16 protein-coding genes are annotated in these 18,707 nt (G+C 62.1%); 12 read left to right on the forward strand and 4 right to left on the reverse strand.

Going from position 1 to position 18,707, the window contains the following annotated elements; translation table 11 throughout:
• The 3 genes from KIH45_RS07420 to KIH45_RS07430 form a co-directional block, all read left to right on the forward strand.
• Positions 1-1,800, forward strand: a 1,800-nt coding sequence (locus KIH45_RS07420; RefSeq protein ID WP_213175395.1) for an MSCRAMM family protein, incomplete at its 5' end; no start/stop codon positions are given.
• A gap of 207 nt (positions 1,801-2,007) precedes the next feature.
• Positions 2,008-3,768, forward strand: coding sequence for a type I secretion system permease/ATPase (locus KIH45_RS07425; RefSeq protein WP_225899755.1), 1,761 nt, complete (start codon positions 2,008-2,010; stop codon positions 3,766-3,768).
• Complete coding sequence (locus tag KIH45_RS07430; protein ID WP_213175396.1) at positions 3,752-5,059, forward strand: HlyD family type I secretion periplasmic adaptor subunit; 1,308 nt, start codon at positions 3,752-3,754, stop codon at positions 5,057-5,059. Before KIH45_RS07425 ends, KIH45_RS07430 begins: the two co-directional genes overlap by 17 nt.
• Before the next feature lie 9 nt (positions 5,060-5,068).
• Here KIH45_RS07430 and KIH45_RS07435 read toward each other — a convergent pair whose 3' ends face one another.
• The gene (locus tag KIH45_RS07435) at positions 5,069-5,869 is read right to left on the reverse strand and encodes a response regulator transcription factor (RefSeq protein WP_213175397.1); all 801 of its coding nucleotides are present in this window, start codon (positions 5,867-5,869) and stop codon (positions 5,069-5,071) included.
• 377 nt (positions 5,870-6,246) lie between these two features.
• Between KIH45_RS07435 and KIH45_RS07440 the strand changes: the two genes are divergently transcribed.
• The 3 genes from KIH45_RS07440 to KIH45_RS07450 all read left to right on the forward strand — a co-directional run bounded on the left by KIH45_RS07440 (position 6,247) and on the right by KIH45_RS07450 (position 10,131).
• Positions 6,247-7,461, forward strand: a complete 1,215-nt coding sequence (locus KIH45_RS07440) for a mechanosensitive ion channel family protein (protein ID WP_213175398.1) — start codon at positions 6,247-6,249, stop codon at positions 7,459-7,461.
• 163 nt (positions 7,462-7,624) lie between these two features.
• Entirely contained in the window at positions 7,625-9,700 is a 2,076-nt protein-coding gene (locus KIH45_RS07445) for a prolyl oligopeptidase family serine peptidase (RefSeq protein WP_213175399.1), read from the forward strand.
• Positions 9,701-9,810: 110 nt separating this feature from the next.
• A complete protein-coding gene (locus KIH45_RS07450) occupies positions 9,811-10,131 on the forward strand; it encodes a heavy metal-binding domain-containing protein (RefSeq protein WP_066767032.1) in 321 nt (106 codons plus the stop codon).
• 308 nt (positions 10,132-10,439) lie between these two features.
• Here the strand turns inward: KIH45_RS07450 and KIH45_RS07455 are convergent, their stop codons facing one another.
• Entirely contained in the window at positions 10,440-11,369 is a 930-nt protein-coding gene (locus tag KIH45_RS07455) for a GSU2403 family nucleotidyltransferase fold protein (RefSeq protein ID WP_213175400.1), read from the reverse strand.
• Positions 11,370-11,563: 194 nt separating this feature from the next.
• On the opposite strand from KIH45_RS07455, the gene KIH45_RS07460 reads away from it, so the two are divergent.
• Positions 11,564-11,827, forward strand: a complete 264-nt coding sequence (locus KIH45_RS07460; RefSeq protein WP_213175401.1) for a hypothetical protein — start codon at positions 11,564-11,566, stop codon at positions 11,825-11,827.
• A 25-nt stretch (positions 11,828-11,852) separates the two neighbouring features.
• On the opposite strand, the gene KIH45_RS19340 is transcribed toward KIH45_RS07460, so the two are convergent.
• Positions 11,853-11,978: a hypothetical protein gene (locus KIH45_RS19340; protein WP_273544116.1), complete on the reverse strand. Its 126-nt coding sequence runs from the start codon at positions 11,976-11,978 to the stop codon at positions 11,853-11,855.
• A gap of 102 nt (positions 11,979-12,080) precedes the next feature.
• Positions 12,081-12,347: a hypothetical protein gene (locus KIH45_RS19100; RefSeq protein ID WP_225899757.1), complete on the reverse strand. Its 267-nt coding sequence runs from the start codon at positions 12,345-12,347 to the stop codon at positions 12,081-12,083.
• Between the two features lie 438 nt (positions 12,348-12,785).
• Between KIH45_RS19100 and KIH45_RS07470 the strand changes: the two genes are divergently transcribed.
• From KIH45_RS07470 to mobF, 5 genes are all read left to right on the forward strand, one after another.
• Entirely contained in the window at positions 12,786-12,977 is a 192-nt protein-coding gene (locus KIH45_RS07470) for a helix-turn-helix transcriptional regulator (protein WP_079640299.1), read from the forward strand.
• 70 nt (positions 12,978-13,047) lie between these two features.
• On the forward strand, positions 13,048-13,533 hold the full coding sequence (locus tag KIH45_RS07475; protein ID WP_213175402.1) for a hypothetical protein: 486 nt from the start codon (positions 13,048-13,050) through the stop codon (positions 13,531-13,533).
• A gap of 204 nt (positions 13,534-13,737) precedes the next feature.
• Positions 13,738-14,109 carry a hypothetical protein gene (locus tag KIH45_RS07480; RefSeq protein WP_213175403.1) on the forward strand — a complete coding sequence of 124 codons (372 nt, stop codon included), beginning with the start codon at positions 13,738-13,740 and terminating at the stop codon, positions 14,107-14,109.
• The gene (locus KIH45_RS07485) at positions 14,106-15,926 is read left to right on the forward strand and encodes a type IV secretion system DNA-binding domain-containing protein (RefSeq protein WP_213175404.1); all 1,821 of its coding nucleotides are present in this window, start codon (positions 14,106-14,108) and stop codon (positions 15,924-15,926) included. Before KIH45_RS07480 ends, KIH45_RS07485 begins: the two co-directional genes overlap by 4 nt.
• Entirely contained in the window at positions 15,927-18,674 is a 2,748-nt protein-coding gene (mobF, locus tag KIH45_RS07490; RefSeq protein WP_213175405.1) for a MobF family relaxase, read from the forward strand.
• Positions 18,675-18,707: the final 33 nt, after the last annotated feature.

Below are 18,707 nucleotides of genomic sequence, written 5' to 3' on the forward strand. Positions count from 1 at the left end.
ACCAACGCCTCGGGCTATTACGAGTTCGATGACCTCACGCCCGGCGACTACAAGGTCATGGAAGTCCTGCCCGACGGGTCGTACAACCTGACCGACGTCACCGTCGATCTCGACGGCAACGTCTCTGGCTTCGATGAAACCGTGAACTTCGTGAACACGAAGTACGGCAAGATCTCGGGCTACAAGTATCACGACGACGACGGCGATGAGACGACCACCGACGACCAGACCGGTTGGGAGGGGGTGACGATCGATTTGCTGGATGATGGCGGCAACGTGATTGCTACGACGTTGACCAATGCGAACGGATACTACGAGTTCAAGGACCTTGTGCCCGGCGACTATTCGGTCCGCGAGGTTCTGCCTGACGGTTCGTACAACCTGACCGACATCACCGTCGATCTGAACGGCAACGTCTCCGGCTTCGATGTCACGGCCGATTTCGCCAACACGCTATATGGCATGATCTCGGGCACCAAATACGAGGACAGCGACGGTGACATCAACACCACCGGCGACCGCGTGGTCTGGTCCGGAGTGACGATCACGCTGCTCGATGCCGACATGAACGAAGTCGCCAGCACCGACACCAATGCCAGCGGCTACTACGAGTTCAAGGATCTCGAACTCGGCACCTACTACGTAAAGGAAACCCAGCCCGACGGCTCTTCGGCCATTTCCGAAATCCAGGTGGAGGTGACGGGAGCGACCAGCGGCTTCAGCGAAACCGCAGACTTCGTCAATTTCCGCGACATGTCGATTTCCGGCTACAAGTGGGCCGATACCGACAGCAGCGAAACCTGGAGCGAAGGTGAAGGCACGCTCGACGGGTGGACGATCTACCTCGACAACGACTTCGATCCGACCAACGGCTATATCGAGGCCGTGGTCACCGGTGCTGGCGAGTGGGAGGACGGTTACTACGAGTTCACCGGCATCAATACCGATGACCCGCTGGTGGCCGCCGCGATCGACGGTACGGGCATGCTCTATGTCTACGAAGCGGTCGAGCCCGGCTTTACCCAGACCTACGGCGACTTCAGCTTCCTGATCAGCAGCGGCCTTTCGATCGACGGCGATCTGGGCGTGACCGAGCAGGGCAACTTCGGCAACTGGATGATGGAAGGTGCGGTTCGCACCCCCGGATTCTGGCAGTCGACGCTGGGCCAGTCGCTCTACAACGGGATCGAAGGTGACGAAGGCGATGCCAACGGGGACGGTATTCCCGATGGCGACAAGGACTTCGATGCCGAAGGGTGGAGCGAGGTCGACCTGTTGTCGCTGTTCGGTGTCGATACCGATGGCCAGCCAGGCAATGACGAGTTCGCGATCTGGGACGTCAATGGCAACGGCGTCGAGGACGCCGGCGACATCTTCCTGACGCCAGAGGAACTGCTCAACTGGGTCGATGGCGGCGAAAAGGGTGGTGGCCGCGACTATGTCACCATTCTCGAACGCGACCTTGGTGCGGCCTTCCTGAATACGATCAACAATGCCGCGATCAACGGCAGCAGTGACCCCGAGGTCGATCCGGCCATCGCCGATTACTACGCCGACGCCGTTGCCTTCATCCTCGACTGGGATGCCAACTTCGACGGCGTGTCGAGTGGCAGCAAGAAGGCACAGGCTTCCGACTGGAAGGACTACGGCTCTGAAGCGCACGGCGTGCTGGGTGCCTACAACGAAGGCGGCGAAGGCATGGTCGAGGGCACGATGATGCAGGTGGCGATGGACGGTGACGATTATTCGTCGCTGCTGGTCCAGAACTATCTCGCAGTCGAAGGCCAGATGGTCGCATGATCGGGTCCAAGTATCTGGAAGTAAAGGATGTGGCCTTTACCGGCCACTGACTGGATTGGGAAAGGCGTCCTTCTACGGGACGCCTTTCCTTTTTCAAGACTAACAATGGTTGTCATCTGGTAAACGGATGCATCGGGATTCTTGCGGACCGCCCATGGTTTGGGGCCAGTGAAATGGGGGCGGTCCGTTCGCGAGGAGGGGGATAAATTGGCATCTCTTACGCAGATCGAATTGCCGCGCGGGCGCATGGCCGAATGGCTGTCCAAACCGCTGCGCGCGAACCGCGGGATCTATACCAAGGTTGCGCTGGCCGCGGCCATGATCAACCTGTTCGCGCTGATCACCGCGCTGTTTACGATGACGGTCTATGACCGGGTCGTGCCGAACAACGCGATGGATTCGCTGATCGGCCTGTCGATCGGGCTGGTCATCATCCTGCTGTTCGATTTCGTGCTGAAAATCCTGCGCGCCTATTTCGTCGACGTGGCAGGCGCGCGGGTGGACCGCGACATCGGCAAGGCCATCTTCGACCGTATCCTGCAAATGCGTATGGACATCGGAAAACGATCGACCGGCGGGCTTTCGGGCCTTGTCCGAGAGATCGACACGCTGCGCGATTTCTTTGCCAGCGCCACGATCACCGCGCTCGTCGACCTGCCCTTCATCATCATCACGTTGACCGTGATCGCCCTGATCGGCGGATGGCTGGTGCTGGTGCCGCTTGCGATGATCCCGATCGTGGTGATTGCCGCCCTCGCCACCCAGCCGCTGATGCGCCGCCTTTCGGCCGAAACATTGAGCGGCCAGCTCGGCAAGCAGTCGGTGCTGGTAGAGACGATCGGCAATATAGAAACCGTGAAGTCCGCCAATGCCGGCCCCATCCTCAGCCGCCGTTGGGATACCGCCGTGACAGACCATGCCGGTGCCTCGCTGCGCCAGCGGCTCGTATCGACGATCCCGATCAACATCGCGGGCACTGCGCAGACCACGGCCTATACCGGCGTCGTCATTTTCGGCGTCTTTGCCATCGCCAACCAGTCACTGACGATGGGCGGGCTGATCGCCTGTTCGATCCTGGCGGGCCGCGTCGTCGCGCCGCTGGGCACGATCGCCCACCTGCTGACCCGCGCCAACGCGGCGCGAACGGCCTATACCCAGATCAACAAGTTGATGGAAAATCCGGTCGAAGGGCCGGAAGGCAGCGCCGGGCTCGCCCTGTCGAAGATGGAAGGTTCGATCGAGTTCAGGAACGTCGACTTCCGCTATCCCGGCGCCGCCGAATTTGCGCTGAAGGATGTCAGCTTCAAGATCCGTCCGGGCGAAAAAGTCGGCCTCGTCGGCCAGATCGGGTCGGGCAAGTCGACGATCGCGCGCCTGATCATCGGGCTATACTGGCCGACCAGCGGGCTGATCCTCGTCGACGGGATCGACATCCGCCAGCTCTCGCCCGCCGCGCTGCGCCCCAAGGTCGGCGCGCTGTTCCAGGACAATGCCCTGCTGACGGGTACGATACGCGACAACATCCTGCTCTGCCGCGACGAGATCGACGACAGCGAGATGATCCGCGCCTCGCAAATCAGCCTTGCCCACGAATTCGTCGCCCGTATGCCGCAGGGGTATGACCTAGAACTGGCAGACCGCGGCGAAGGGCTTTCGGGCGGACAGAAACAGTCGATCGCCTTGGCCCGCGCGCTTGTCGGCGAACCTCCGATCATCATCCTCGACGAACCGACTTCGGCCGTCGACGTGGAGACCGAGCGCCGGCTGATGGCCAACCTCGAGGCCGAGTTCAAGGATCGCACGCTCATCCTCATCACGCATCGCCCGTCGCTGCTGCGGCTGGTGGACCGGATCGTGATGCTGTCCAGCGGGAAAGTCGTCGCCGACGGATCGCCCAAGGAGGTGAGCGCACGCATTTCGAAGCTGAGGACCGTGCAGGGGGCGAAGAAAGATGAACGCGCTGCTTGATAGCCTGAAGGGTGGCGAGGCCACCGTCGAGACCCAGGAATACACGGCCCGCAAATCGGCCAACATCGTGCTGTGGATCATCCTTGGTTTCGTGGCCATTTTCTTCCTCTGGGCTTCGCTGACCCAGATAGACCGGACGGTCCGCGGCGAGGGGCGCGTCGTGCCCAGCTCGAAGCTGCAGGTCGTCTCGAACCTCGAAGGCGGCATTGTCGAAGAGATTCTCGTCAAGGCCGGGCAACAGGTGCAGCAAGGGGACGTGCTCGTCCGCCTGTCGCCCACCCTGACGGGTGCCGCCTTCGGGAGTTCCACGGCAGAAGTGCAGGCGCTGGAGGCGAAGATCGCGCGCCTCAATGCCGAAGTGCGCGGGACCACGCCCGACTATGGCGCCGCCCCCGAAGGGCAGGTCGCGATCGAAAGTTCGCTGCACAATGCCCGCATGGCCGAACTGAACGGATCGATGGCCGCCGCCGCCGCCCGCGTCCGGCAGGCGGAACGCCACGTGATCGAATCCCGCTCCCTGCTGGAAGCAAAGCGATCGAACCTGACGACCGCGCAGCAGGAACTGGAAATGCTGCGCCCGCTGGTGCCGACCAAGGTCATCTCACAGGTCGAATTCATCAAGGCGGAGAACGCAGCGCTGGTCGCGCAAAAGGAGGTCGATTCCGCCGAGGCCGCCCTCGCCCGCGCGCAGGCCAGCGTGGCCGAGGCCAGCGCCCAGTCCGCACAATCGCGCAGCGACTGGCTGACCCGTTCGGGTAGCGAACTGTCGCAGGCACAGGCGGAACTGTCGGCCAAGCGGCTGCAATTGCCCGCCCTGTCCGACCGCATGGACCGCACCGTGATCCGCGCGCCGATGACCGGCCTCGTCAACCGCGTGCTCGTCACCACGGTCGGGGGAAGCGTCAATGCAGGGATGCCGATCGCCGAGATCGTGCCGTCGGACGACGCGCTTTATGTCGAGGCGAAAGTCCGCCCCTCCGACATCGCCAACATCCGCCTTGGGCAGGAAGCGAAGCTGGAGATTACCGCCTACAACCGCGCGGTCTTCGGCACGCTGGAAGGAACGGTCACCTCGATCTCGCCCGACGCGGTGGAGGATGAGAACCTGCGTGAGAATTTCTACCTCGTCGAAGTGCAGACCACCGACACCCTGCGCGACAAGAACGGTGAGCCTCTCCCCATCGGGCCGGGCATGGTCGCCAACGTGAACCTTCTGGGCGAGAAGCGTTCGATCCTGTCGTACATCTTCACGCCGATCACGCGGCTCAGCCAGACCGCGTTCCGCGACTGATCCCCTGCGTCAGAGCAGGCCGTAGCGGTATCCGCGCGATACCGCCTCGGCCAGCGTGGCGGCCTTCAGCTTGCGGCGCAGGTTGGCAAGGTGGGCATCGACCGTGGGGACGGAAACATCGAGCTTCCACGCGATCTGCTGACGCTGCGCCCCGTCGGCCAGTGCGCCCAGCACGTCAAGTTCGCGGGCCGACAGGTCGTATTCGAACCCGTCGATCACCGCCTCGACCTGCGGCCTGATCCTGTCGAGCAGGGCAAAGGCGGCAATGCGCAGTTCGGGCAAGCGCGCCCGCGCCTGATCGCCGCTGCCGTTGGTGCCGCCAAAGGCAAAGCCGAAACAGCGCCTGGTATCCGACCGGTTCCCCGGCACCAGCCCCACCATCGCGACCCCGTCGTGCATGCCATATCGCGCGCATTCCAGCGTGACGCGGGCCGATTCCTCGCGAAAGGCACGGACCTTGTCCAAGTGAGGCACGCCGAAGTCGAAAACCGACAGCGGCTTGTCCGCCGACAGCCCTGCGGACTGCGCGATGATGTAATCGTCGTCCGCCATTTCGGCGGTAAATTCGTCAAGGAAAGCACCGGGCAGCAGTGAGCCGCTGAACTGGTTCAATTCGTAGCCGTCGCCCGAAATCTCGAACCCGCCGAAATTGCAATGTTCGATCCCGCAGGCGTGCAGGTACTTGTAGAACAGGGCGATCGGTTCGCGATCGCCATCGCGTGCTGCCCCGCGTGTCGGGGGCAGCGCGAACAGCGCATCAAGAAAATCTGACAGTTGTGGCGACATCCCCGGCCCGGATCGGCGACGCATCGAAAGAATGCGCCGCGCTCTCTTCAAGAAGCCGCACAGTCAGTCAAGGTCTGCCCAAGACGGCGAAGCGGGTTTTTCGCACACAAGAATGAAAGACCAGGGCAGGTCGGACTTTCCGCGTCGTTCACAGGCGGCATCGATGCTGCAAGCGGCGACCCGGACAATAGTCACCGCACGCGCGCGCGCCCGTTCGACACCGAATATCTCGCGAAGACCCCCGCAATCCCCCAATCGCGGGCCGCTGGCAGCGACACCCTGGCCGGGCGCGTAAGTCGCATCGGGGGTGGCAGCGCCACAACCTATAAGAAGTTGTATTATCGCCGCCTTCCCCTCACGGGTTGCAAGTCGCGTCGCGATCTGGGATCGGCCCTTGCGACATGGAACAGTTGCAGCAGAATTTCGCCGAACAACTGCCCTGGGTGCAGTCGCTCATCGGGCTTGTCCTCCTCGCGTTGGCGGCGCTGGCCGTGAACTTCGTGCTGAAGAAGGTCATCCTGCGCGCCGCCGCGCCGTTCCTCGACACGCGTAGCCTTACGGCCGACAAGGCCGCGGCCCGGCTGGCCAACGTCATACCGCTGCTGATCGTGTCGAAGGGCATCATGCTGGTGCCGAACCTTCCCGAAGGGGTGAGGGTCGTCGTCCAGAACCTGGCCGAGGCGGGCATCGTCCTGTCGATCGCCTTCGCCATCAGCGGCGCGCTCAATTACGTGAACGAGCTTTACGCCCGCCGGCCCGAGGCGAAGTCGCGCCCGATCAAGGGCTATGTGCAGGTCGTGAAGATCGTCCTGTTCGCAGGCGCCGCCATCCTCGCCATCGCAGTCCTGATGGAGGAATCCCCGCTCCTGCTGCTCTCGGGCCTCGGCGCGATGGCGGCAGTGCTGATGCTGGTGTTCAAGGACACGATCCTCTCGCTCGTCGCCTCGGTCCAGCTGACCAGCAACGACATGCTGCGCGTCGGCGACTGGATCGAGATGCCGCAACTGAACGCCGACGGCGACGTGATCGACATCGCCCTGCACACGGTGAAAGTGCAGAACTGGGACAAGACGATTACCACGATCCCGACCCATCGGCTGATCTCGGAAAGCTATCGCAACTGGCGCGGCATGAAGGATGCCGGCGGCAGGCGCATCAAGCGTTCGATGTTCCTTGATCAGAACGCCGTCCGCTTCCTGTCGGACGACGAACTGGCCACCGTCCGCCGTTTCCGCCTGCTGGACGATTACCTCGCCCGCAAGGACGAGGAACTGCGCGACTGGAACGCGAGCACGCTGGGCGAGAACTGCGACCGTGTGAACGCGCGGCGCATCACCAACATTGGCACCTTCCGCGCCTATGTGATCGCCTATATCAAGGCGCACCCGCACATCCGCGACGACATGACGATGCTGGTCCGCCAGCTACCCCCTTCGCCGCAGGGGCTGCCGCTGGAAATCTACTGCTTCACCTCGACCACGGTGTGGAACGATTACGAGGCGATCCAGTCGGACATCTTCGATCACCTTCTGGCGATCCTTCCCGAATTCGGGCTGCGCATCTACCAGGAGCCTTCAGGTCTCGATTTCCAAGGGATGCTGCGCGCATCAGCTTGAATTCTCGGGGTTGCACCCTGCGTCCCAGCGCATAGATAGGTTTCATCAGAAACCAACAGGTGCTTTCCCCCACATGCCCAAAGGCTTGTCCGCGCCCCTTCGCGCTTCCCTTTCCGCCTGCCTCGCCGCAATGATCGCAAGCGCCCCCGCCGGGGCCGAGGAGATGCCCTTGACCCAACCTCCATCATCCCAGTCGCTGCCCGAAGATCCGTACATCTGGCTTGAGGACACGTACTCGCAGCGCGCGCTCGATTGGGTGGAGGCGGAGAACGCCGCCAGCGCCGCGCGGCTCGAAGCCGAACCGACCTATCAGGCCGCCTATGACGAGGCCTTCGCCATCGTCTCGTCCGAAGACCGGATCGCCACCCCGGGCTTTCGTCACGGCATGATCTACAATTTTTGGAAGGACGGCGACCACCTGCGCGGGATCTGGCGGCGCACGACGCTCGCGTCCTACCGCAGCGATGCGCCGGAATGGGAGACGGTGCTCGACATCGACGCGCTGGGCAAAGAAGAGGGGCGTTCATGGGTCTACAAGGGCGTCACCTGCCTGCGGCCAGAGGATACCCGCTGCCTGCTACGCCTGTCCGACGGCGGCGAGGATGCGGTCGAGATTCGCGAGTTCGACCTTAGGACGAAGAGCTTCGTCGAAAGCGGCTTCTTCCTCCCCAAGGGCAAGTCAGACGCGGTCTGGCTCGATGAGGATACGCTACTCGTCTCCACCGACTTCGCGGGCGACGGGGCCGATCTGACCAGTTCGGGCTATCCCAACGTGGTCAAGCGTCTGAAGCGCGGGCAGCCCCTGTCCGACGCTGTCGAGCTTTTCCGCGGGGAACGGGAGGACGTCTCTTCTTCTGCCGCGGTGCTGCGCGACAACAACGGGAATGTCCTGCCGCTCATCGTGCGCGCGCCCGATTTCTGGAACCGCAGGTTCCACCTGCTCGACGGTGACGACGTCACCCCCATCGCGCTGCCGTCGCAGAGCAGCACGGTTGCCATGATCGATAGCCGTGTCGTGGTCCATCTGTCGCAGGACTGGAGCGTTGGCGGAAAGACTTTCGAGCAGGGCAGCATCGTGTCGATCACGCTGGACGACTTGCGCGCCGATCCGGCGAACCTGTCGCCTCGGCTCGTATGGGCCCCGGGGCCGAGCGAGGCGTTCGAGAGCGTGACGAACACGGCGAACCGTCTCGTCCTTTCGATCCTCGATAACGTGAGCGGGCGCATCCTCACTTTCACGCCGCTGGCCGACGGCGGGTGGGAGCAATCCTCGCTCGACCTGCCGGGCAACCTGTCGATCCACCTCGTGTCCAGCGACGAGGACAGCGACCTCCTGTTCCTCAATGCAAAAGGCTTCACCACGCCTGACACCCTCACCCTCGTCGATGCGGCGAGCGGGGAGACCGAAGTCGTAAAGTCGCTACCCGCCAAGTTCGATGCCAGCGATCTGGTCGTCGAACAGAAGTGGGCGACCTCGACCGACGGGACGAAGATCCCCTACTTCCTCGTCCACAAGAAGGACGTGAAGATGGACGGCACGACGCCGACGCTGCTCTACGGTTATGGCGGATTTCAGGTCTCCATGACCCCAGGATACAGCGCCATCATCGGCAAGCTGTGGCTGGAAAAGGGCGGCGCCTATGCCCTTTCCAATATCCGCGGCGGCGGCGAATTCGGCCCCGCGTGGCACAAGGCCGGGCTCGAGACGAAGCGTCAGATCATCTATGACGATTTCGCCGCCATCGCCGAAGACCTGATCGACAGCGGCCTGACCAGCCGCGACCACCTTGGCATGATGGGCGGCTCGAACGGCGGCCTTCTCACCGGCGTCGAGATGACCCAGCGCCCCGACTTGTGGAACGCAGCCGTCATCCAGGTTCCGCTGCTCGACATGATCGGCATCAGCCGCATCGGCGCGGGCGCATCCTGGCAGGGCGAATACGGCAACGTGAACACCGATCCCGAGGCCTTGGCCTTCTGGCTCGAACGCTCGCCCTATCACGCGCTGAAGGCCGGCACGGACTATCCGGTGCCCTTCATCTATTCCTCGACCAAGGACGACCGCACCGGCTCTGCCCATGCGCGCAAGTTCGCGGCGCGGATGAAGGAACTGGGCCTTCCCTACGAATACTTCGAACAGACCGAAGGCGGCCATGCCGCAGGCGCCGACCCGAAGCAGGAAGCGCGGTCCTGGGCGCTGACCTACACCTACCTCACCCGCCAGTTGATGGGGGAGTAAACGGCCTTCACGCGGGCGCAACCTTCGGGCACTAATCGTGAAGAACCCGAAGGTTGCACCAGCGAGGAGAGCGTAAAATGGCAAGTCCGTGGGGTAATGCCGACACCGGCATGATCGTCACCACCACCCCCACCGTGCAGGGGCGCGAGATCGCCGCCTATCACGGCATCGTCACCGGCGAAGTGATCGTGGGCGCAAACCTGTTCCGCGACCTCTTCGCCTCGATCACCGACCTTGTCGGCGGCCGATCGGGCAAATACGAGGAAGTCCTCGCCCGCGCCCGCCGCGAAGCCATCGCCGAAATGAAGGAAGAGGCGATGAAACTGGGCGGCAACGCCGTCGTCGGCGTCGACCTCGACTACGAAGTGCTGGGCCAGAACGGCTCGATGCTGATGGTCAGCTGCTCAGGCACGTCGGTGACGCTGGGCTGATCGAGAGGCTCTGAAGAAGCGAAAAGCCGCGTTCGCCCAAGGGCGTTCGCGGCTTTTTGGTGCTGTCCTTTAGAGAAAGGATGGTGCCAGAAGAGGACTCGAACCGCTCTCAGAATGTCGCAAAACTGCGAGAATCTTGACCTTGGTTACTTAGGTGAGGCCCCCATCGGTGCCCCCAGAATGTATTTTTACCAGAGGATTTGGGTCCTCTCCTCGAAAAAACTCAATGATTTCAATGCTTGTTCATTACAGCATCTTGACCGCAAAAACCAGCCATTTTGCCCCAAGCAGGTGACTAAATTCAGGTGCTATCGCCGCGCCGTCTCCCACTCCTTCCAGTAGGGCATTAGCTCATCAGGCAGGCTTTTCACAAACTCGTGGCCCAATGAATAATGAGGCATCGCCTCGGAAACCGCGTCAAGCAGCGCCGCTCCCTGCACCGTGTCCTTGCGCCGCTTAAGCGGGTTCCGCTTTGCCTGTGCGCCCAACCATAGTTTGTGGAGCGCGAACCAGCGGGGGTCAGGTGCGACGATGCGCGCCGGGCTGCCATCACGGCATGGGACGACCTGGTCTACCCGCCGACCGGGCAAAAGCCATTCTTGTTCGGGTAGCGGAACGGGTCGTGGCCGATCCTTTCCGGCGAGCGTTTCGACACGCGATGGTGCGACCAGCAATTCGACTTCATAGGCCTTCGCATTACGCGCCTGAAATTCCCGTTCGGTATTGATCGTGAACGTCGGATCAACCGCTTTGAGCATGTCCCAAAGCTGCGTTCCGTCTTCCGGCTCTTCCGCCGCCCAGGCAAGATCGAAGTCTTCGGTTTCATCGGGCACATCGCGGAAGGTGCCTGCCGCTTCGATAGCATAGGCTGCCATTGCGTTGGTTCCGACAACAAGCAGGTGGCTACCTAGAAGCGATCGCCTGTCTGCCTCCCGGAGTATGGGTCCGGCGTCAGCTGATAACATCGGCAAGCGCAGCGCACGGGCAATCCGGCTGCTTTCGTTTAGGGCGTCCCGTGAGCCATCGCGGCGCTCCTTCAGCGTATTCTTTGCCGCCTTATATTCCTCGAATTGGGCTTCCTTTTCCTCGTCCCACGCGCCCAGACTTTTGCCGTTTCCGATGCGATCAAATATCTCGTAGAGGTACTCGTATTCTCCGATCTTCTTGCGCTTCAGATCGTACGGCATCGCGAAGAGTTCGCGCTCGGCTTCGATCCACACATCGTAGCGCTGGCGCATGTTGATGAGCGCTCGTTCCTGCTCGGCAGAGAAGGGTTGGATGATGGCCATTTGCGAGTTTTATCCCGCAAATCTCCAATTTTCAATAAGCGCGGGATAAATGCCCTTTGGCACCATACTTCATCGACCATCCTTGCCTTGACGGTTCAACCGGATGCATCTTCCTTTATGGGATTCATTGGGTGAGAGTTGCGATGAGCAAAGTGACAGCACAGGTGCTGGCAACAGTGAACGGTCCCTATCGGACCAGGCAATCCGCTCAGCAGCTCGCAGCGCTTATCGCAGACCCTTCAAGCGCGCTGACACACAATGCCGCTGCTTTCGCTTTCTTCTCGGAGATCGCAACAGACGCTCAACTGGCCTTCATCGCAGAAATGAATGTCGATGTGGCCAAGGTGAAGGCAGTCGCCCGTCAATTTGCGGATATGGCAGGGTACCCGCTGCCTCTTGCGCCTTGAAGGACAGGGTTGCCGAACTAGGGATTCACTGAGCCCCGATATCAGCCCATTCAAGAACCAGCTTGTCACCCTTCACACGGGGCAGGGCCTTGCGTGGAATGAGCTTCCCGCGCACCTCGAAGTCGGACGTGATCTTGACCAGAAACACCATGCTGAAGTTCCGTTTGAGGTTCAGCGTGACCTGGTCATTGCTCTTGAATGGCGTGATTGTCTTGACCTCGACCAGGTCATTGCCGAGCCGTCCATCCGATCCTTAAGCGTAGTTGCGGTGCAGCTTGATGCCGTGCGTAATCGCCCCGTAGAGTTCTCCGATATCGCCATAGACCTGAAGGTGCTTCCCCGTGTGCATGTAATACTGCTCTGCGGTGCAGATCAGATCCTCGAATATCGAGACCAGCGACAGATCGGCATTGGGATATTTTGCGCGCCATTCCTTGTACTGGATCTGCTCGTTGATCTCGTCCCAGCTGATCCATTCGCCATCATCCCAGATAGCATTGTCCGGCCCAAGTTGCTGCATCCGCTAATCCGATAACGTGTAAAGATTTTCGAGTTTTCTTTGCATGTCCGCATCAACGTGCAAAGCGAAAGCGCGTTTGCTGGTCATATCGGCTCAAGCTGCGATTCGCGCGAAAACCGGTCTTCCGATGTACAAGAACCGTAGATTTGGAGCTTCATTGCCCTGGCGCGCGCACTGGCGGGAAAGATTCTTTTCGTCCCAGAGCGTCCATTACGATCCGCTAGCGTCCGCTGCTCGGCATGCTACGGTGTTTGATCTCTTTTTGTTCTTTCCTACACCCTTGCGATTCGCATAGCCATGCTCGCGTCACCTAAGCCAAGGGTGACGCTGAGTTGAACATCTGATCGCACGGTCCGCAACGGCAATTTGAGAACCAACCCAACGTCGCGAGGGGACAAGCGGCAACGGTGACAGAACCTTGAAGCAAAGGAATCTGTCATGTCGAATATCGAACTACTCACTTGCCATGAGGTCATGCGCCTCACCGGCATTCGCAGCCGGACCACAATCTGGCGACGCATCCGCCGGGGTGCCTTTCCTCATCCCATAGATATTGGCGGCGGACGTATCCGCTGGCGCTCCACTGACATCGAGGAGTGGATCGAGGCCCTTCCCCTGCGCAGCTATTGACCCCGCCAACGCGGGCGCCGGCCCGCAGAAAGATATTCCAATGTCCATTTGTTCATGGATCAAAACGGCCTTGCTGAAGCAGGGCTGGATCATCGCCCGCGTTCCACTTGATCACAAAAATCGTACATCCGAACTCGTCGAACTGCTTGTAGAAGACAACGCCGACGGGCGCGCCCGTCGGCTCACCTTGCACCCCTGGCTCTGGTACGAACGCCCGGTCCGCGAGCGGTTTGAGGGCCACGATTGCGGCCTCACCGTCGAAGGTCCGGTCTACCTGAGCAAAGATGGAACCGGCTATCCGCTTGGTAGCCAGCTGCGCACCGAATTCGGGTGGCTGGACCTCACGCCAACGGAGACCAACCAGATCGCAGTTGAGGTTCGGTCTGCGATCGATCTGGTCCTTTACCGCTGGTTTACACGCCCGGATATGGCGGATCGCCAATTGCCCTGCCGCCCGTCGCGCGACCGCTACTATGACGATCATGTCGCCCGTAATCTAATCCTGTCTGCGACGCCTCCAACGGCAAGCATGGAGCAAGACGCCCATGCCGATTGACCGGAGAAAGACTGGAGAAAGAAGGGGCCACGATACTGCGTATCGGACCCGCAATTTTCATACACACCCCACGCACGGGTGCATTGAGGATTTCTGCGGGTTTGAAGGGATGCGGATAGCATCTCGTTCAAGTCAGTTGCCCAGAACCCCGGCAATTCCGCCATTCTTCGCGATGTCGGATAGCATCGCAACCGGAGCGGGGCGATGAGCGCGCGGGCGCAGACGGTGCGCCTCAGCCCGTCGCAATACCGGGTGCTGGCTGACTTCGCCAAACGTCGAGGTCTTTCCGACTACGCCATGCTGGCGCGGGTCGTGGAAGCAGGCCTTCTCTCCCTGCTCCACGGCACCGACAAGGAAACCGATGTTGCCGAACTGGCGCGCGAGATCGGATCGATTTCGGAGCGCCTCGCCGAGGTCGAAAGGGTGCTCGACCGGACCCTGTTCACGGCCTGTGCGGCCTACGCTTACGCGCGCCATGCGGCGCTGGGAACGAAGAAATCCGACGAGACAATCGCAGCAGAAGCGCGCGCCGCGTTCGAGCGCCAGCGTTCACTTGCACTGGAGATCGAGCCATGAGCACGGGAGTAGATTTTGTCACCCGCGCACACGCCCTTTGGCGCGTGCGCATGGCGCAATGGCAGCAGCGCTTCGGCTTCTTTTCGAAGCTGATCCTGGCCTCGACCGGGGCAGGGGCGATCATCGCACCGCAGTTCATGATGCTCCCCGCAGAGCTCAGGGTCGCGAGCCAGTGCTTTGGCGCGAAACTGCTCACCCTGCTTGGTGAAATGGCGGGCAAGGACATGATGATGAACGTGTCGATGGAGGGCAAGCACTGGACCGTGTCCGCGTCCGGCTTCGCCAGCGATCCATTTATTGAAGGTACGCTTTGGAAAGCCGTGAAGGTATCGAGCGGAGGCGCGTTCCTCGGACTTGTCATTGGCTTTCTGGCCGTCTGGCTGATCCAGCGCACCATGTCCGAACAGGGCAAGGATACGCTGGCCGATCGAGTTCTTGGCGGGACCCGCCTCGCGAGCGAAGACGATGTCGCTTCACAGACCGCGCGGTATTGTGGCACGAATGCCTTGCGCATCGGCCCGGTGCCGATCCCGCGCCGGATCGAGACCCGCCATTTCGCCTTTCTCGGTACCACCGGCAGCGGCAAGACCACTGCCCTTCGCCAGATGCTCGATGGCATCGAGCGGCGCGGCGAAGCGGCGCTGGTCTATGACACATCGGGCGAGTTCATCGCCCACTATTACAACCCCGCGCGCGGCGACATCATCCTCAATCCATTCGATGCACGCTGCGCATTCTGGACGCCCTTCGACGAGATATCGCACCCCGCCGATGCCGACCGGATAGCGCGCCAGCTAGTCTCGGAAACGAGTAGTCAGGACGACGATGTCTGGCTCGAAACGAGCCGCATTCTCGTCGCCAACATGATCCGCTCGCTCTGGGCGGAAAAGAACTGCAGCCTCGAAGCCCTGCTCGAAGCATTGCAGGTCAAGGACAAGGAGCAGTTGAAGGAGTGGCTGGGGCATACTTCGTCGGCTCGCACCTTTGCCAATGACGCCGACCGCGCCACCGGTAGCGTCCTCTTCATGCTCGCCAAGGCGGCGAACCTGATCCAGTTCCTCAAGGTCGAAGATGAGGGAGAGGAGCGCTTCGCCTTCCGCGACTTCATCGCCAAGCTGGACAAGTGCGAGGGTGCAAAGCCCTGGATCTTTGTCCCTCGCAAGGAAGACTATTTCGAAGCGTCCAAGCCGCTCATGGCGTGCTGGCTCGAATGCGCGGCGAGTGCAGTGCTTGGTCTGACGCCATCGCCAGACCGCCGCATCTGGTTCGTGCTTGACGAGCTGGCCGACCTGCCGCGTGTCGAGAACCTGGCTCGCCTTCTTCCGGAGGGTCGCAAGTTCGGCGCAGCGATCGTGCTCACTTTTCAGGCACTCGGCCAGATGCGCAATCGCTACGGGGCGAACATCGCAGAGGCCATGCTGGCCTGCTGCAACACCAAGCTGTTCCTGCAAACGGTCGATCAGGAAACCCGCAAATGGGCGAGCGAGACCATCGGCCAGTGCGAGGTGGAATTGCGCGTTGCCACCGACACACTGTCGATTGGCAACGAAGTGCCGCGCACGACCATCGCTACCCAGCGACAATTCCGGCCTGCCGTCCTGGAAAGCGAACTTAGGCTGAGTCCGCATCAGGGCTATCTGCTACTTCCCGATGGCCTGCCAGTCGCGCGTATCGGTCTTACCGCAGATCACATCACCCGGCGCGGCGAGCCTCGTCAGCCCGGTTACGTGCCGGGCGATCCGGCAGGGACGCTATGGAGACGGGTAAGCGAGATCGCGAAAGGTGCCGAGCCCGACGCGAAGCCGGGACCAGTATAAATGGTCGCCTCAGTCTCGGCCCTGACGAGTGCCGGGCAGGCCGCGAGCTATTACGAAGCCGACGATTACTATGCCGAAGGCGGCATGGCTCCGTCCGAATGGTTTGGTGAGGCAGCAGAGAAGCTCGGGCTTTCAGGCGAGGTCGATCGCGAGAAGTTTGCCGAACTGCTCGAAGGTCGCCTTGCCGGGCAGCAGCTTGGCACCACACGCGATGGCAAAGTCGAGCACCGGCCAGGCTGGGACATCACCCTGTCCGCGCCCAAGTCGGTGTCGATAATGGCTGAGGTTGCCGGAGACAGGCGGCTGATCAAAGCGCATGGCGCGGCGGTGAAAGTGGCGCTCGCCCATGTCGAGAAGCACATGGCGGCAACCCGGATCAGACAAGGCGGCGAGGTCCGGCGCGAAGCGACCGGCAATCTCGCCATCGCCACATTCCGCCATGCCACGAGCCGGGCGCAGGACCCGCAGCTGCATACCCATGCCGTTGTGATCAATGCCACGCAGGACAAGGATGGCAACTGGCGCAGCCTGGAGCCGCGCGCCTTCTACCAGCTGCAAAAGGAAATAGGTGCGATCTACCGGCAGGAGCTGGCGCACGGCGTTGCCGCGCTGGGTTACCGGATCGAGACGGGCAAGGACTCGCTCTTCGAAATCGCAGGCGTTCCTGAGAAGGCCATCGATGCGCTGAGCCAGCGCACCGCAGCAATCGATGCCCGGCTTGCCGAGCGCGGCACGAGCCGCGCGGAGGCAAGCGCCGCCGAAAAGCAGATCGCCGCGCTCGATACCCGTGAAGCCAAGACCAGTGCGGATCATCGCAGTTTGCGGGCCGACTGGCGGGCAACCGCCGATGCCAATGGGTTCGACAAGGCAGTGCGAGACAGGCTGATCGGTCAAGCGAGAGAGCGGACCAGGAGCAGCGATGCTACTGCCAGCCCCGATCTGCTGGCACGGCAGGCAGTGGCTTGGGCCGCTGCAAAGCTGTCCGAGCGAGAGGCTGTGTTCTCGGCCAGCACGCTAGCGCGCGAGGCCGGAGACTTTGCCTTTGGCAAGGCCGGGCACAGCACAATCAGCGCAGCGATTGCCGAGGCCGGAGAACGCGGCGAGCTTGTCCCGCGCGCTTTCCTGGACCGGCGCGGCGCGGAGTTTGCCGGGTTTACTACCTCGCAGGCTATCGAAGCCGAGCGAACCATGCTGCGACTGGAGGAAGCCGGGCGCCGCATGGCGCAATCGCTCGCCAGTCCGGTGGCAGCAGCACGGACCATCGAGCGCGCTGCACGGCAGTCGGCACGATCCGGTCATGCCTGGACCGAAGACCAGAAGCGGGCGACCGCAGACCTGCTCACATCGCGGGACCGGATCACCGCAGTTCAGGGCTATGCCGGGACGGCCAAGACGACCACCGTTCTTGCCACCTATGCCCGTGAGGCCAGGCGGCATGGATTGGCCGTGACTGCGCTCGCGCCGACCGCATCGGCAGCAACCGTTCTCGGCGAAGCGCTCGGTTTGCGAAGCGATACGGTAGCGCGGCACTTGTTGGCACCCGAGGCGGAGACAGAGGGCAAGGAGGCCGTCTGGATCGTCGATGAGGCCTCGATGCTTTCGGCACACGACATGGCAAAAATCATGACCCGTGCTGACAAGGCCGGAGCCAGGCTTGTTCTTGTCGGCGACGTCAAGCAGCTGGGATCGGTCGGCGCTGGCGCTGCCTTTGCCCAGTTGCAGCAGGCAGGCATGACGACCGCGAAGCTTGCCGAAGTCGTCCGGCAGACCAACGCCGAAACCCGCGAAGCCGTGATGGCCTCAATCGAAGGCCATGCAGGCAAGGCCCTTGCAGCTTTGGAACGCGGCGGCGGCAAGGTGATCGAAGGCGCAACACCGGATGAGCGCCTTGGAGCGATGGCCCGGCACTATCTGGCCATGTCGCCCTCAGAGCGCACGCGAACGCTGGTGATCGAACCATCGCGCGAAGGTCGCGACAGGCTCACCGGTATGATCCGCGCAAAGCAGACCGAGCGCGGCGAGCTGTCGGCGGAGGCCGTGCGGTTCGACGCGCTTGAAGCGAAGGGTCTCACCCGTGCCGAGGCGCGCGAGGCTGCAAGCTATGCCATTGGCGATGTCGTCCGATTCAGTCGCGACTATACGGCCAAGGGCGTGCGCCGCAGCGAGAGCTTTGCAATTGCCGCTGTCGATCCCGAGCGCGGGCGCGTCGTTCTGGAAGGCCGCGATGGACGGTCGCTGGACTGGCATCCCCGGCAATGGGGCGCGGGCAAGGCCGAGGTGTTCGAGCCGAAACCGATGGAACTCCGCACCGGCGACCGCGTGCAGTTCACCCGCAACGACCGCGAGGCCGGGCGAGTCAATGGCTTGGGCGGGGCCGTTACCCATATCGATTCCGACCGTGGCCGGGCGACAGTAGAGCTCGCCAATGGGCGCGAGCAGAAGCTCGATCTGTCCGATCCTCGCGACGCCCATTTGCGTCACGCCTATGTCCAGACCGCATACGCCGCGCAAGGCCAGACTGCCGAACGCGTCCTGATCCATGCCGACAGCCGCTCCACCAATCTGGTCGATCAGAAGATGCTGTATGTTTCGCTGTCACGCGCCAGAGCCGGGGCGGTGGTTGTCACCGACGATAAGGACCGGCTCGTCCGCGCGATCTACGAACGCGCAGGCGAAAAGCAGACCGCCATGACCGCGAGCGCTCCCGAGGCCGTCAAGTCAAAGGTGATGGATGCTGGATTGGGGTGAGGTCGCGACCCCCATCGCGCCACCTTTTGGGAC

It is taken from the genome of Croceicoccus gelatinilyticus (assembly GCF_018398395.1).
In the GTDB taxonomy this organism is placed as follows: Bacteria; Pseudomonadota; Alphaproteobacteria; order Sphingomonadales; family Sphingomonadaceae; genus Croceicoccus; species Croceicoccus gelatinilyticus.

Coding starts and splice junctions, on each gene's coding strand:
- KIH45_RS07430 (WP_213175396.1), top strand. CDS start 3,752: ATGAACGCGCTGCTTGATAGCCTGAAGGGTGGCGAGGCCACCGTCGAG.
- KIH45_RS07435 (WP_213175397.1), bottom strand. CDS start 5,869: ATGCGTCGCCGATCCGGGCCGGGGATGTCGCCACAACTGTCAGATTTT.
- KIH45_RS07440 (WP_213175398.1), top strand. CDS start 6,247: ATGGAACAGTTGCAGCAGAATTTCGCCGAACAACTGCCCTGGGTGCAG.
- KIH45_RS07445 (WP_213175399.1), top strand. CDS start 7,625: ATGCCCTTGACCCAACCTCCATCATCCCAGTCGCTGCCCGAAGATCCG.
- KIH45_RS07450 (WP_066767032.1), top strand. CDS start 9,811: ATGATCGTCACCACCACCCCCACCGTGCAGGGGCGCGAGATCGCCGCC.
- KIH45_RS07455 (WP_213175400.1), bottom strand. CDS start 11,369: ATGCGCCAGCGCTACGATGTGTGGATCGAAGCCGAGCGCGAACTCTTC.
- KIH45_RS07460 (WP_213175401.1), top strand. CDS start 11,564: ATGAGCAAAGTGACAGCACAGGTGCTGGCAACAGTGAACGGTCCCTAT.
- KIH45_RS19340 (WP_273544116.1), bottom strand. CDS start 11,978: ATGGTGTTTCTGGTCAAGATCACGTCCGACTTCGAGGTGCGCGGGAAG.
- KIH45_RS19100 (WP_225899757.1), bottom strand. CDS start 12,347: ATGCAGCAACTTGGGCCGGACAATGCTATCTGGGATGATGGCGAATGG.
- KIH45_RS07470 (WP_079640299.1), top strand. CDS start 12,786: ATGTCGAATATCGAACTACTCACTTGCCATGAGGTCATGCGCCTCACC.
- KIH45_RS07480 (WP_213175403.1), top strand. CDS start 13,738: ATGAGCGCGCGGGCGCAGACGGTGCGCCTCAGCCCGTCGCAATACCGG.
- KIH45_RS07485 (WP_213175404.1), top strand. CDS start 14,106: ATGAGCACGGGAGTAGATTTTGTCACCCGCGCACACGCCCTTTGGCGC.
- mobF (WP_213175405.1), top strand. CDS start 15,927: ATGGTCGCCTCAGTCTCGGCCCTGACGAGTGCCGGGCAGGCCGCGAGC.